General features: G+C 70.2%; 10 protein-coding genes. 8 read left to right on the top strand and 2 right to left on the bottom strand.

The window, feature by feature from the left end; genetic code table 11:
* Positions 1-34: 34 nt before the first annotated feature.
* Positions 35-1,303, bottom strand: coding sequence for an extracellular solute-binding protein (locus tag HHX33_RS15525; RefSeq protein ID WP_239101359.1), 1,269 nt, complete (start codon positions 1,301-1,303; stop codon positions 35-37).
* Between the two features lie 241 nt (positions 1,304-1,544).
* Between HHX33_RS15525 and HHX33_RS15520 the strand changes: the two genes are divergently transcribed.
* The 3 genes from HHX33_RS15520 to ligA all read left to right on the top strand — a co-directional run bounded on the left by HHX33_RS15520 (position 1,545) and on the right by ligA (position 5,292).
* Positions 1,545-2,090, top strand: a complete 546-nt coding sequence (locus tag HHX33_RS15520; RefSeq protein WP_182875221.1) for a LacI family DNA-binding transcriptional regulator — start codon at positions 1,545-1,547, stop codon at positions 2,088-2,090.
* Between the two features lie 124 nt (positions 2,091-2,214).
* Positions 2,215-2,985 carry an acetyltransferase gene (locus HHX33_RS15515; RefSeq protein WP_182875220.1) on the top strand — a complete coding sequence of 257 codons (771 nt, stop codon included), beginning with the start codon at positions 2,215-2,217 and terminating at the stop codon, positions 2,983-2,985.
* Between the two features lie 219 nt (positions 2,986-3,204).
* Positions 3,205-5,292, top strand: coding sequence for an NAD-dependent DNA ligase LigA (gene ligA, locus HHX33_RS15510; protein WP_182875219.1), 2,088 nt, complete (start codon positions 3,205-3,207; stop codon positions 5,290-5,292).
* Between the two features lie 229 nt (positions 5,293-5,521).
* On the opposite strand, the gene HHX33_RS15505 is transcribed toward ligA, so the two are convergent.
* Positions 5,522-6,163, bottom strand: coding sequence for a hypothetical protein (locus tag HHX33_RS15505; protein WP_182875218.1), 642 nt, complete (start codon positions 6,161-6,163; stop codon positions 5,522-5,524).
* 633 nt (positions 6,164-6,796) lie between these two features.
* Between HHX33_RS15505 and HHX33_RS15500 the strand changes: the two genes are divergently transcribed.
* The 5 genes from HHX33_RS15500 (at position 6,797) to HHX33_RS15480 (ending at position 14,216) form a co-directional block, all read left to right on the top strand.
* The gene (locus HHX33_RS15500) at positions 6,797-7,267 is read left to right on the top strand and encodes a hypothetical protein (protein ID WP_182875217.1); all 471 of its coding nucleotides are present in this window, start codon (positions 6,797-6,799) and stop codon (positions 7,265-7,267) included.
* On the top strand, positions 7,267-8,667 hold the full coding sequence (locus tag HHX33_RS15495; protein ID WP_182875216.1) for a hypothetical protein: 1,401 nt from the start codon (positions 7,267-7,269) through the stop codon (positions 8,665-8,667). Before HHX33_RS15500 ends, HHX33_RS15495 begins: the two co-directional genes overlap by 1 nt.
* A gap of 107 nt (positions 8,668-8,774) precedes the next feature.
* A complete protein-coding gene (locus HHX33_RS15490; RefSeq protein WP_182875215.1) occupies positions 8,775-10,280 on the top strand; it encodes a VWA domain-containing protein in 1,506 nt (501 codons plus the stop codon).
* 10 nt (positions 10,281-10,290) lie between these two features.
* Complete coding sequence (locus HHX33_RS15485) at positions 10,291-11,406, top strand: ATP-binding protein (protein WP_111697253.1); 1,116 nt, start codon at positions 10,291-10,293, stop codon at positions 11,404-11,406.
* Positions 11,403-14,216, top strand: coding sequence for a DUF5682 family protein (locus HHX33_RS15480; protein WP_182875214.1), 2,814 nt, complete (start codon positions 11,403-11,405; stop codon positions 14,214-14,216). Before HHX33_RS15485 ends, HHX33_RS15480 begins: the two co-directional genes overlap by 4 nt.
* The last annotated feature ends 88 nt before the right edge of the window (positions 14,217-14,304 follow it).

Genomic DNA, 14,304 nt, shown 5'->3' with positions numbered 1-14,304 from the left:
TTACCTCCCGCCGTCACCCGGCTTGGCTGGGCGGCTACTGCTCGATGCGCTCGACGTCCTTGAGCATCTGCTCCCAGGCCTGCGGGCCGTCCTGCTTGCCCTCCTCCACTCGGTTGATCGCGTCGCGGATGGCGGTCTGGATGTCGCCGGCCCGCGGCCCTTGGTACTGCGGCTTCAGGTTCAGCGCGGCGGTGGTGAAGACCTGCCCGACCGGGGCGTCGTTGAAGAAGGCGTTCTTCAGGTTCTTGACCTCGGGCTTCTCGTACGTCGCCACTGTTGAAGGCAGGATGCCGTGCGCCTTGAACACCTCGATCTGCTGCTCGGGAGCCGTCAGCCAGGTGATCAGGTCTACCGCCTCCTTCACGTGCTTGCTCTGCGCCGGAACCGTCAGGTAGGAGCCGCCCCAGTTGCCGCCGCCGCCGGGGATGGCCGCGATGTCCCACTTGCCGGCGAATGCCTTGGCCTGGTCCTGGATCTTCGCGAGCATCCAGGCGGGGCAGGCGATGGTGGCGAACTGACTCTTGGCGAAGCCGGTGTTCCACGCCGGGGAGCTGCCCACCAGCTTGGCCGACTCGCCGTCGGCTACGGCCTTGAGCACCTCGTCGTACGCCGAGCGGACCACCGGGTTGGTGGCGACGACCACGTGGTCGGAGGCGTCGTAGTAGCCGGTCTCGGCCTGCCCGATCATCGCGTTGAAGATCTGTGCGCCGCCGTCGAAGAAGCTGGCGCCCTCCGGCTTGTTCGCGGTGTACTTCCTGCCGGCCTCGAAGTACGACGCCCAGTCCGGCCAGAGCTTGCTCACCTCGTCGCGCTCGGTGGGCAGGCCGGCCTTCTCGAACAGGTCGCGCCGGTAGCACATGGCCAGGCCGCCGACGTCCGTCCCGTATCCGATCTGGGCCCCGTTCTTGGCCACCGACGCCTGCCACTTCCATGGCAACCACCGGTCCTTGAGCCCGTCGGCGCCGTGCTTGCGCAGGTCGACGAAGCGCTCCGGCTGCGCCCTGAACTGGGCGATGAAGCCGGTGTCGATGCCCTCCACGTCCGCCGCGCCGCTGCCCGTCGCCAGATGGGCGGCCAGGTTGCGATGGTGGTCGTTGTACGCCGACGTACGCTCGACGATCTTGATGTTCGGGTGGGCGGCCTCGTACTTGGCGTACAGGTCCTTGAACCCCATGTTCCCGAACAGGTTGAGAGTGAGGGTGACGGGGCCGTCGCCGGACGAGCCGGTCGAGCCGCCGCAGCCGGCGGTGAGCACGCCGACGGCGAGCACACCCACGAGCAGACGAAGTTTCGCAGCAGACACCGTGAACTCCTTGGCAGGGAGAAGGGGCGTGGCTGCGAGATGCGACGGTCGAGCCGCGGCAACGAAAAGCATCGACCGATACGCCCGCCATGAGACATAACAGCGGCACGCGATGTCAAATCACGAAAACGTAACGCCGATGAAATTACCGGTAACCTTGACAGACTTCCCACGATTGCGTAATTTCCTCGAAACCGGTTACATGAAACCGGTTGCAGCGAGATGTGACAGCGTTCGATCCGTGGCAACGATCAGAGAGCTGGCACGCCTGTGCGGCGTGTCCCCGGCAACCGTCTCCCGCGATTTCAACAATCCGGAGGTAGCGAACGCGAAGACCAGGACGCAGGTTCTGCGGGCGGCGCGTCAGATCGGCTACCTGCCCAACGAGTCGGCCCGCACGCTGGCCACCAAGAAGTCCTTCATGGTCGGCCTCGTGCGGGACACCGACCACCGCCGCCCCGGCTGGCGGCACCCGTTTTTCCAGGAAATCCTCGTCGGCCTGAAGACCGCGCTCAGCGGGCGCGGATATCACCTCCTCATGCTCGCCACCAGCGGGGAGAGGAACGGTGAGCGGACCGACGACGCCTTCGTGCGGGCCGTGCACAGGCACAACCTGGACGGCGTGGTGATGATCGACAGCGGCACGTGGGACCCCTCACCGCGACGGCCGGCCGGTCGGAGGGAGGCGGGCGGGCCGCCGCCGCTAGCGGCGGGGCGTACGGCGGGGCCCGGCGCGGGCGGCGGCTCGGTGACCGGCGCTCTTGCGAGGGGCGAGCGCGGCGAGTAGGTTCCGGGTACGCCGTCGAGCCCGGAAGGAGGTCAGAACAATGTCCGATGTTCTGCGCCCCGTCCGCGTTCCGGCGTCCGCGCGGATCTGATCGGGGGCGTTCCGCCTTCCCGGAGGATCATTCATGACCGATGCGGTCATCCGCCCGCTGGTCGCGGGCGAGAAAAGCCTGTTCGACTCCATGCCCGACCCGTTGCCTCAACTGCGCCAGGTCGGGCACGCCGAGGGTATCGCCGGCGGCGGCTACCGGCCCGGGAACACCTGGGTCGCCATCCGGGCCGGGCGAGTCGTCGGCCGGGCGGCCTGGCTCCTGCCGCCGGGTGCCACCTGCGCTCCCTGGCTCGAACGGTTCGACCTGAACGCCGAGCCGGAGGTGGGCGCCGCTCTGCTGCGGACCGCGCACGAGGCACTCGGCGGGCCGGGGTCGTACTACGCCTCCCTGCCGCCGCACTGGCGGAGCAGGCCGGACATCCTCACCGCGGTGCGGGCGCCGATGGCCGCGGCCCGCCTCGCCGACCTGGCCGAGCGCGGTGAGCGGCTGAGATACGCCTGGACGGGCTCGCCTCCGCCGGCGACCCCCGGGAGGTACGCCTTCCGGCCGGCCGCCGACGCGGCGGAGGTCCACGCTTTGGTGGCACGGATCGCGGAGCCCGACCTGCTGACGGGCGCCGAGATCGCGCGGGCGGTGGGCGGTGTGGACACGGCCGCCGATCCGCTGGCCTGGTGGACCGGGCCGATCGACAATTGGCGTGTGGCGCTGGACGCGGGAGAGCCGGTCGGCCTGGTCGGAACGGCCGGTGACGCCGTAGCGCCGCCGCCTGTGAGCCAGATACGGCGCGCAAGCGCGAGCGAAGAGGCGAAGGTGAGCTCGGGCCACGGCACTCCCACGTCATAACGCGCCCGCCGACGCCAGCGTCTACTGGTCGACCAGTTCCTACATGGTCATCTCCGTTTGATCGACCGATACCGAACGCCGGAATCGCGGACAGTACGAGCCGGCGCCTTCGTGCGTGGGGGAGCCGTGGCGGGCGGCGCGCGTAGTGTGGACTGGTCGTGGGATGCGAGGGCGGCGGCGTCGGACGTCTTTGTCGGACCCTCCAGGCACGATGGCCGCATGACTGAAGCACCCCCGATCGACGCGATCCCCGACGAGACCGCCTACGCCGAGGCGGTCCAGCTGGCGGCCGACGCGGCCGTGGCCTACTACGGTGACGGCACCTCCCCGCTGGACGACGACGCCTATGACCGGCTCGTCCGGGGGATCGCCGCCTATGAGAAGGCCCACCCCGGCCAGGTGCTGGAGGACTCGCCGACGGGCAAGGTCGCCGGAGTCGTGGGTGATGTCCCGCACACCGTGCCCATGCTCAGCCTGGACAACGTGTTCGGGCCCGAGGAGCTGGCCGGCTGGGCCGCCTCGCTGGAGCGCCGGCTCGGCCGTCCGGTGACCGCGTGGTCCGTGGAGCCGAAGTTGGACGGGTTGGCGGTCGCCGCCCGCTACCGTCACGGCCGCCTCGTCCAGTTGGTCACCCGCGGCGACGGGAGCGCGGGCGAGGACGTCTCACATGCGATCGGCACGATCGTCGGCCTCCCCGGGCGGCTCGCCGACCCGGTCACCGTGGAGCTGCGTGGCGAGGTGATGATGACCGCCCGGCAGTTCGAGGAGGCGTGCGCGAAACGGCAGGCGCATGACGGGACCACGTTCGCGAACCCGCGCAGCGCCGCCGCGGGCACGCTGAGGGCGCAGGACCGGCCGTACGTGTGCGAGCTGACGTTCTTCGGGTACGGCGCGCTGCCGCTGCCCGACGACACCTCCGGCCTCGCCACGCGGCTCCGGGAGTCGCCGCACAGCCAGGTGATGGACTGGGTCGCCGGGCAGGGCGTGCAGACCACGGCCGGGACCGCGGTCGCCGGGATCGTCGCGACGACGGTGGAGCAGGCGCAGCGGCGGGTCGAGGAGATCGCGGTCGCGCGGCCGGAGCTGCCGTTCGGGATCGACGGCATCGTGATCAAGGCGGATGACGCGGCGGATCAGGCGCAGGCCGGGTTCGGTTCCCGGGCGCCGCGGTGGGCGATCGCTTACAAGCTGCCGGCCGTGCAGAAGATCACGAAGCTGCTCATGGTGGAGTGGAACACGGGCCGGACCGGGGTGATCGCCCCGCGGGCGGTTCTGGAGCCGGTGGAGCTGGACGGGTCCGTCGTGACGTACGCCACGCTGCACAATCCCTCCGACATCACGCGCCGTGGGCTGATGCTGGGGGACAGCGTCGTCGTCTACAAGGCCGGTGACGTTATTCCGAGGGTGGAGTCACCGGTGGTGCATCTGCGTACCGGCGCTGAGCGGCCGATCGTGTTCCCGGAGGTGTGCCCGACCTGCGGTGGTGAGATCGACACCTCCCAGGAGCGGTGGAGGTGCGTGCGAGGCCGGAACTGCCGGGCGATCGCCTCGATCCGGTACGCGGTCGGCCGGGACCAGCTGGACGTGGAAGGGCTGGCCGACAACCGTGTCCAGCAGATGCTGGACGCCGGGCTGATCGCTGACTTCGGCGACCTGTTCTTCCTCACCCGCGAGCAGCTGCTGGGTCTGGAGCGGATGGGGGAGGCGTCCACCGACAACCTCCTGGCCGCCATCGGCAGGGCCAGGACCAGACCGCTGAGCCGGGTGTTCTGCGCGCTCGGCGTCCGGGGGACGGGGCGCTCGATGAGCCGCCGCATCGCCCGGCACTTCGGCACGATGGAGGCCGTCCGTGCGGCCGACGCCGAGGGGTTCCAGAAGGTGGACGGCATCGGCGCGGAGAAGGCGCCGGTGATCGTCGCCGACCTGGCCGAGCTGAGCGACCTCATCGACAAGCTCGTCCGGGCCGGGGTGAACATGGTGGAGCCCGATGCGGCGGCGCCCGCCGGTGACGAGGTCGGCATGACCACCCTGACGTCGGGTGAGGACGGGCCGGGTGCGCTGCCGCTGACCGGGATGACGGTCGTGGTCACGGGCGCGATGAGCGGGCAGTTGGCGGCACTGTCTCGCAACCAGATGAACGAGCTCATCGAGCGGGCCGGAGGCCGGGCGTCCTCCAGCGTCTCGGCGAAGACCTCGCTGGTCGTCGCAGGAGACGCCGCGGGGTCCAAGCGGGCGAAGGCCGAGTCTCTGGGTGTGCGGATCGCTTCCCCCGAGGAGTTCGCCGAGATGGTCGCGCAGCTGTTGTAAGCGACCCTGCTCGTCCGCCGGTGCCCCGGGGCTCGGGCTGGGATCACCGTACGGTTGTCGCACGTCGGCGCCGCCGTACCACTGACCGGACCCTTCGCTCGCGGCCCGGAAACATCACATCCACAGATAGTTGATCTTCGGCACGCCTTCGACTGGCAGGTGATCACGTAGCGCCATCACGGGACAGAACCCGTGCACTGGACAGACCTGGGCGCACCTGCTGTACCCATCAAAGTGTCTTCACGGCCAGAGCGTGGGCCTGACGAATGGCGTCCTCAAGCGCGACCTGCTGGTTGGCCAGATCGTCAGACAGCGGGAGCACGACGAGGCGGACCTCGATGAGGTAAGCACCGTGACGGGCAAGGGCGACCCACGTAGTCGGATTGGACCCTGACTCGTCCACCAGGCGGTAGGCCACGGCCTGTTCACTCGGCGGATGGGACAACGCGGTGCGCTGATATCGCGCGGACCATGTGGTTCGTCCGTCACTGAGTCGCAGGGTGTGGCATTCCGCGGGTGGATCGGCGGACAGGTGGCGCAGGGTGGAGTCGGAGGCGTACACGATCGCCTCGCTCAGGATCGGCCCTCCGAATGCGCCTTTCGTCGTGTCGACCAGGAAAGCACCGCCAAGAACGCCGTCGAGCCCCTCATGGAGCGAGTCGGTGACGCTCCAGATGCCCTGCGTCCACTGACGGCACTCGCGTTGATTCACGGGCGGGGCACCTACCTGGGTCTCCCCGATGGTGGCGATCCGCCCGGAGGTGAACGGCGCGGCCTCCGGAGGCAGTTGCTGCATGGTCTTCGCGTCGCGGAATCGGCGTAACAGCGCCCGTCGCACGAGGCCGCCGCGGCTACCCGTCGGCAACGTCACGCTGGCGGGCGGCGGAGTCTTGGGGATCTGTGGATGAAGCGACAGGCTACTTGGCCACACACGGGGGGCTGAGGATGTTGCCGGGTGGGTGCCGTCAGGAGTTTCCCCGCCACAGGCCATGACTGTGAGGCCGAGTGCGATCGCAGCGACCCTTACGCACCACCAGCCGTGCAAGGGCGCTGCGAGCTTGTGCGGCCTCATCGCAGGTTCCTTCCGTCGAGCAGACCGTACCGAGCTACACGGACCATGCGTTTGCCCTTTGCCCTTTTCGTTTGCTGAAGCGGCACGGGCCAGAGGGTGAGCGCCGTGGCACCCGCCCTCCGGTGCCCGGCACCTGACCACCACCCCAGAGCGATACCGGCAACACTTCTCGACCAGCGCCGCAACGTGACCGTCGCCGACAATCAGAACTCCCGCCGGCTCTTCTGCGGCCGCCGCAGCGACCTGCATGACCAACAATGCGATCGAGCGGCAACTCCGCACGCATCGCCACAGGTGCCATCGGTCGGCCACGGTATCTATCCGAGCCCGGCATGTGTCTTTTCGCAGGCCGGGTGAGGGCGTACCGGTTTTGTCGGGACCGGCCAGTACCTTCCGGATCATGAATGACCGTTCCCCCGACGGCGAAGCCGTGTGGGCGCATCGCAGCAGGCTGCGTGTGATACCGCGGTCCAGCCCCGCAAGCTGGCGAAGGTCCCCTTCGTCGAGCTGGCGGACGGCCGGCTGCAGGGCGTGGTGTCGAGCGGCTCGGACATCAGCCGGGTCTACGTCTCCTCCATCGCCGCGGGCACCCACAACTACAACTGCAGCACCAACAACAACCGCCCCTGCGGCGGCCTGTACGGCTCGCCTTGCAAACACCTGCAGGCCCTCACAGCCGAGGCCCTGCTGCAGTACGGCCTCGATCGCGTGGCCACGTACCTGCGGGTAGAGGTTCCGGAGGGCGCCGACCTGATCGCTTGTCTGAGCGGTGGGCACGAGCCCGCCCCCGCCGCCATGGTGTTCAGCCGCTTCCTGCGCCACCTGGCCTATCTGGAGGTGCCGGCGACCACCGTGCCGATCCCCGAGATGCACTGGTTTCCGTCCGAGGGGGCGGTGCACTGATGCTCGCCGTACAACTGGCCGGGCTGCTCGACGGCGACCCGGAGGGCACGGGGGAGGCGCTCGCCCTGGTCGACGGGTTCGACGACGCCCTGGTGCACGGCCTCGCCCGGCTCTCCGAGGAGCGGGCCGAGGCGCCGGCCGCCCTGGCCGGGACGTTCAGCGCGACCCCGATCGGCGACCGGCTGGCGGAGGCGGCGGCCAAGGTCGCCTCGGGCTCGATCACCGAGGCGCACCTGATCGCGCTCGCGGGTGGCCGGGCCGCGCTCTTCGGAGCCGTCCACGACGCCCTGCTCGCCGATCTCGACGCGGCGCTCGGACGCGAGCGTGCGCCCTGGTACCCGGCGCCGCGGTCCGAGCAGGACACAGCCGCCAACCTGCTCGGCGGAGCCCGATCCTGGCTGCGCGAACTGGCCATCACCGGCTGGCGCGGCGTCGACCACGACCTCGTCTCCGCCGTCGACCAGATCACCGAAGGGCTGACGGTCGTGCCGGGACTGCGCAGGCTCGCCGTGCTCTTGGACGGTTTCGCGGCCGAGCTGCGCGCCTCCTGCCCCATCGGCACGATGGAGCACCTGCCGGTGCGGCGCTGGGCCGACCTGTGGACCCGCGCCCTGCTGCTGGCTCAGGACGGCGTCCTGCCCGGCGAGCCCCGGCCCGTGGCCACGGTGTCCGGCCGGCTGCTGATCCTCGGCGTCGACGTGCACGAGCACGGAACCGCGGTCCAGTTCCAGGTCCACGCCGTGCTGGAACCCGCGGACGGTGGTCAGGCCCGGCTGGTGCGCACGAGTGTCACGGCGGCCAAGGTCGACACCATCGTCGGGCCCGCGCTGTGGAAACTGGCACACGATCACAATGTCCTGCTGGCCGCCCTGGCCGGCCACCTGTCCCTGGAGGTCACGGACCTGCCCCTGCTCGACGGCGGCGACGTGATCTGGCATGACGACCGGGCGTCCCTGGGCAAGCCGGCCGATCCGTTCACCACCGCGCGGCTGCACCTCGCCGGGGTGCTCGCCCCCGCGGTGCCGCCGCTGGAGCGGGTCCCGGTACGCATCGCCGAACCTGTGCTGATCGAGGGCTACGAGGTGACCGGCGACGGCTCGTTCGACCTGGGCGGATCAGTGCTCGCGGTGGATACCGCCCGGCTGCCAGGCTGCGGCCCGCTCACCCCGAAGCTGGTCGCGGGCTCCTCCGCGTGCGTCGGCCTGGTCCGCTGGGACGGCGGGCGCTGGCTGCTGCAGCCGCTGGCCGTTCAGGCGAAGGTCAAACGGGAGACCGTCGCCGTGGGCACGGGCGACTGGGCGCAGGGCCCGACCGACCCCAAGGTGGTCAAGGCCGAGGCCAGGTCGGGAGACGCGGTCGCCGTGCTGCGCGAGCGGGCCGGACGGTTGCTGCGGCAATGAACGACCACAATCCTATCGGCGACGATCTTCCCGTGCGGAATCCGGGTGAGCCGGACATAGCGGGCATCGAGGCGCCGGGCGACGACCGCGCGGCGAGTGGAGGTGTCATGACCGGTGACCGCGCTTCTCAGCAGATCGCGGCCGAGGGCGGTACCACGAGCGGCCGTGCCGTGATCGCCGGTAGCACGACGGACCGGAACCGGCGTCAGGTGCTGTACTGGCGGTTGCTCGCGCGCCTCTTCGCCCCCGAGGAGCAGCCGGCGTTGGAGACGGCGAGCATGGCGATCGCCGGGGATCTCGGGCTGCCCGCCGCGGTGCTCGATCCCTCCGTCTCGATCGAATCGCTGGTGCAGCGGTTTCCGGAGCTGGCCGCCGAGTTCCAGAACCTGCTCGCGCCGGGGGAGGACGCCCCCGGTGACGAGGTGCGCAGTGCCGCGCTGATCTCGAAGCTGCTGCTCAACGTCTTCGCCACCGGTACGGGCGACGTCACCGCCACGCAGCTCGCGACCTGGCAGCAGGACGCCGCCTGGTTCAAGCAGGCCATGTGCGGCGGACAGGGACCAGGCGCGGGGACCGGGCAAGGGACGGGCTCCGCGGCGGGACCTGGCGCGGGGGCCGGCGCCGCGTCCGGAGCGGGCCCCGGATTCGGGGCCGGTTCGGGGTCCGGGGTGGGAGCTGGTGGCGGACCCGGGGCGGGATTTGGGGCGGGCGACGGGCTCGACCCCGGGCTGGCCCGCGCACTGGCCGACCTGGAGGGCGACCTCGTCCGCCGGATGCAGCTGCGCGAGGTTCTGGCCGACCCGGCCCTGGCCAAGCGGCTCACACCGAGCATGTCACTCGTCGAGCAGCTCCTGCGAGACAAGTCGAACCTGTCCGGTGTGGCTCTGGCCAACGCCAAGGCGTTGATCCGCAGATTCGTCGACGAGGTCGCCCAGGTCCTGCGCACGCAGGTCGAGAAGGCCAGCGTGGGAGAGATCGACCGCTCGGTGCCGCCCAAACGGGTGTTCCGCAACCTCGACCTCGAACGGACGATCTGGAAGAACCTCACCAACTACAACCCCGAGGATCGTCGGCTCTACGTCGACCGGCTGTACTACCGGCGCACGGCGCGGCGTACCACTCCGGCCCGCATGATCGTGGTCGTCGACCAGTCCGGCTCCATGGTCGACGCGATGGTCAACTGCACGATTCTCGCGTCGATCTTCGCCGGGCTACCCAAGGTCGACGTTCACCTGATCGCGTACGACACGCGGGCGCTCGACCTCACCCCGTGGGTGCACGATCCGTTCGAGGTGCTGCTGCGCACCCAGCTCGGCGGCGGCACCGACGGCACGGCCGCCCTGGCCGTCGCCCACCCGAAGGTCACCGATCCCCGCAACACGGTGGTCGTGTGGATCTCGGACTTCTACGAATGGAACTGCGACGGCGTCTACGCCGGAATGGAGGCGCTGCACCGATCCGGCGTACGGCTCATTCCGGTGGGCTCGGTGAGCAGTGGCGGCCAGCAGAGCGTGAACCCGTGGTTCCGGCAGAAGCTCAAGGACCTAGGCACGCCCGTCATCTCCGGCCACATCCGCAAACTCGTGCTCGAACTGAAGAACTTCCTCGCCTAAGGAGACTTTGATGACCAATGAGATGCTCCGTGCGCCTGCCGAGGTGAAGTACGCCGAGGAGCTCGACTGGCTGGAGTCGATCGACGACGGCCCCAAGCCGTTCTCCTGGCGGCTCAGCCCGCGGATGGTCCGGCTGTTCGTGCTCGGTTCCGAGCGTTCCGACGGCCTGGACAGGGAGATCCCGCAGAAGTGGTTCGGCGACCGCAGCTTCGTCGAGCGCAGCATCGTCACACTCGCCTCCGACCGCGGCCTGCTGCTGATCGGCGACCCCGGGACCGGCAAGAGCTGGCTGGCCGAGCTGCTCGCCGCCGCGATCTGCCGCAACTCCACCCTGGTCGTGCAGGGTACGGCGGGCACCACCGAGGACCACATCAAGTATTCGTGGAACGTCTCGATGGTGATCGCCAAGGGCCAGTCGCGGGAGTCGATGATCCCCTCGCCGATCATGACGGCGATGGAACAGGGCGTGATCGGCCGGTTCGAGGAGCTGACCCGCTCAACCAGCGACGTGCAGGACGCGCTGATCTCGATCCTGTCCGAGAAGTACGTCTCCATCCCCGAGCTGGACACCGACAACACCGTGTTCGCCAGGCCCGGGTTCTCGATCATCGCCACGGCCAACAGCCGGGACCGCGGGGTGAACGACCTTTCCTCGGCGCTGAAGCGGCGGTTCAACTTCGTCCGCATCCCGGTGGTGACCAGCAAGACCAGCGAGGCGGAGATCGTCCGCTTCCGTACGACGGAGCTGCTGCGCCGGCACCGGATCGAGCTGGACGTCCCGCCCACGCTGCTGGACATCCTGCTGCAGAGCTTCGCCGACCTGCGCGCAGCCGCCGCGTCGGCCACCAGTGAGGACGAGAAGCTGGAGTCGGCCCTGTCCACCGCCGAGCAGATCGGCGTGCTGGAGGACGCCATCCTGCACAGTCACTTCTTCGGTGACCGCACGCTGCGTGCCGAGACTCTGGGCGGCTCCCTGGTGGGCTCGCTGGCCCGGCGGGCACCGGAGGACCTGGCGATCCTCAACAAGTACTGGCACGGTGTGGTCGAACCACGCAGCAAGAAGGACGGCGGCGAGTGGACGAGCTTCCTCGAGGGCGGCCGTCAGACCATCTCCACGCTGTCATGAGTACGTTCGACGCCCTGCGCGGGCAACTCCTCGCCGCCGCCGAGACGTTCTCCGGCGGCGCGGGCGCCCTGTCGGACATCCTGACCGGCATGGTCGACGACGTCGACCGGATGCTGCGGGAGGACCTCGAGATTTTCCCGGTGTGTCACCACTCGCCGGCCTCCGCGCTGGCGATGGCTCTGCGGCTGCGGGACAAGCGGCCCAAGGTCGTCTACCTGGAGCTGTGCGAGGACCTGCGCCCGCTGCTGGAGGAACTGCGCAACTGCCGGCTGCCCGTGGCGCTACAGGCGTTCGCCACTCAGCTCGACGGCTTCCCGGCCGGCTCTGGACCGCTCAGCGTCGTGGCGCCGGTCACCGAGGCGTCCGCCGAATACCAGGCGATCGCGTACGCGCTCGACACTCCGGACGTGGAGCTGGTGCTGGTCGATCGCTCGGTGGACCACGTATTCCAGTGGGAGCCCGGCGCCTCGGACGGCCCGGCCAAGTCCGGGAACGACGCCGGGAGCGAACCGGAGGACCTCGACGAGCACGGTGAAGAAGCGGCGCTGCACGGGGACTCCGTCGGCGTCGAGATCGGCGACCTGCGCCCCCGCTTCGCCGAGTTGGAGGCCCACCTGCTGCATCACGGCAAGGTCCGGCACTGGTCGGAATGGTGGGACCAGTACGTCGAGCAGCCGCTGACCGGTGCGGACTACGACACCTACCGGCAGGCTATGGCGTTGATCGGCAGCCTGTTCCGGCGGCTGCGCCCCGCACAGGACGACCGGCTGGCGATCGACGAGGAACGCGAACGCTACATGTGGACGCGGATCCGCGAGCATCTCGCCATCTCCGGAGCCGACCCGGCCGACTGCCTGTACGTATGCGGGGCCTTCCACGCCGTCAGCGAAATCACCGAGTTCGGTCTGACATCCGACGCGGCCCCCTACACGATCACGCCGCGCACCGGCACCCGCTGGCTGTACGGGCTCATCCCCTCCAGCCACTCGGCGATCGAGGCCCAGTTCGGCCTGGCCCAGGGATCGGTGTCGATCGCCGCCGCCACCTGGGCCAAGGCGATTCGGCGGGCCGGTGCCACGCCGTACCGGCTGAAGGGGCAGCAGGACAGGCGCGCCCGCGCCAAGGCGGTCAAGGCCGCGCCGCCCGCCGTCGCCGGGCCGGCCCGCGACCGGCTCGCCGGGTTCCTGGCCACCCCGCCCGTGCTGGACGACCTGGACGAGGACGAGCTGCGTGGGTGGTGCGTCGACATCGTGCGGCTGGCCCGACGCAACGGCTACCTGGCCAGCACGGCCGACGCCATCGCCGTGTTCGAGACGTCGATCTTGCTCGCCGGTCTGCGTGGCCGGGCCAGGCCCGCGCCGTACGACTTCGCGGACGCGGCGGTGACCTGCATCGAGAAGGACGCCGTGCCGGGCCGCCGGGACGTCCGCCGCCTGTGCGAGATCCTGCTGGGCGGTGACCGGATCGGCGTGGTCGGCTACGAGGCGCTGCCGCCGCTCGCCCGCGACGTGTACGACCGGCTGGAGCCGCTAGGGCTGGACCTGAGCCGGCGCACCCAGCAGCGGGTGCTGCTCGACCTGAAGGCGGACCCGGAGCTGGAGCCGTGCTCGGACGTGCTGTGGAAGCTGCGCTACCTGCTGCCCGACGACGCGGTACGGCCGATCATGGGGGCCAGGCGGCTCGGCGAGCGGCCGATTCAGGAAAGCTGGGATCTGGCGATCGGCCGGCACCAGCGGTCGATCATCGAGCTGGGCTACGAGGGCGTCACTGTCGAGCAGGTGCTGGAGCAGCGGCTACGCCGCAAGGTCTGGGAGCCCCGTGCCACCGCCGGAGACGCACTCGCGGCCGTGGAGGACGCCATCCTCTACCTCGGCAGCCGCCGGTTCGCCGACGAGCTCGGTAACCGCGCGGTCGAGTTGCTGGCCGCAGAGCGCACGGTCGACGACGCGCCCGAGGTGCTGCGCCGGATCCGGCGGCTGCTGGCCCACTTCCGGGCCACGCAACCGGAACTGCCGACTTGGTGCGAGGCGTTCGTCACGGCCGGATACGCGCACTACTGCACGCTGCTGCCCACCGCCTTCGCCGACGACGACACCGGCCTACGGCAGGTCGGTGCCATGCTCGGCTTCCTGTTCACGCTGGAGAGCCTCGCGCTGGCGCTGGGCTGCGACCGGGCCCAGCTCGAACTCGCCATACGGCAGTCACACCCGGAGGCCCCCGCCAAAGTAGCCCTGCTGTGGGCGGCCAAGACGCAGCTGGGCCTGCTGCCGCGGGACGAGTTGCGCGCCAGGTGTGATGAACTGCTGGCCAACCCGCTTGTCGTTCCCGCCTTCCCGCTCTACCTGAGCGGGTTCGTCCAGGCGCTCGAACCGGTCCCGGCCCTCGCGCCGTTCGTGGTGGAGGCGCTGTCCAAGGCGTTCGCGCGGCTGCCCGACTCCGTTCTGCTGCCGTGGCTGCCGACGCTGATCACGACGCTGCGCAGGCACGCGCAGGAGCTGGTGCCGGTGCTCGTCCGGGAGGCGGGCCGCACCTTCCCCGGTAACCTCGCCGAGCTGGACGGGTGGACGCCGCCGTGGGAACGGCCGGCCGTACCGGCCAGGCGGGCCCGCCCTGCCGCCGTACTGAGCGGGCCGGTCGCCGCACTGCTGGCCCGGCACCCGCAGGCGTGCGACACCGTGGCGGCCCTGCTCGCTTGCCCAGCCGAATGGCCCGACGTCGACGGCCCGGAGCTGGGAGGCGCCGAGGTGCGGGAGCTGCTCGCCCGTCACCACGCCACGACCGACGCGATCGCCGCCCTGCTCTGCGACTGAGTCCCCCTGTGCCGAGCCGCCGCCTCTCGATCTTATGAAGCAGGGCTTGGAGGGCTCTGCCCTTGGCAGGATCGTAGGCGGCGGCGTC

Origin of the sequence: Microbispora sp. H10670, assembly GCF_014161385.1 — a bacterium.
In the GTDB taxonomy this organism is placed as follows: domain Bacteria; phylum Actinomycetota; class Actinomycetes; order Streptosporangiales; family Streptosporangiaceae; genus Microbispora; species Microbispora triticiradicis.
Note: the sequence above shows the minus strand (reverse complement) of the source record. Positions and strands in the feature narration are given on the sequence as shown.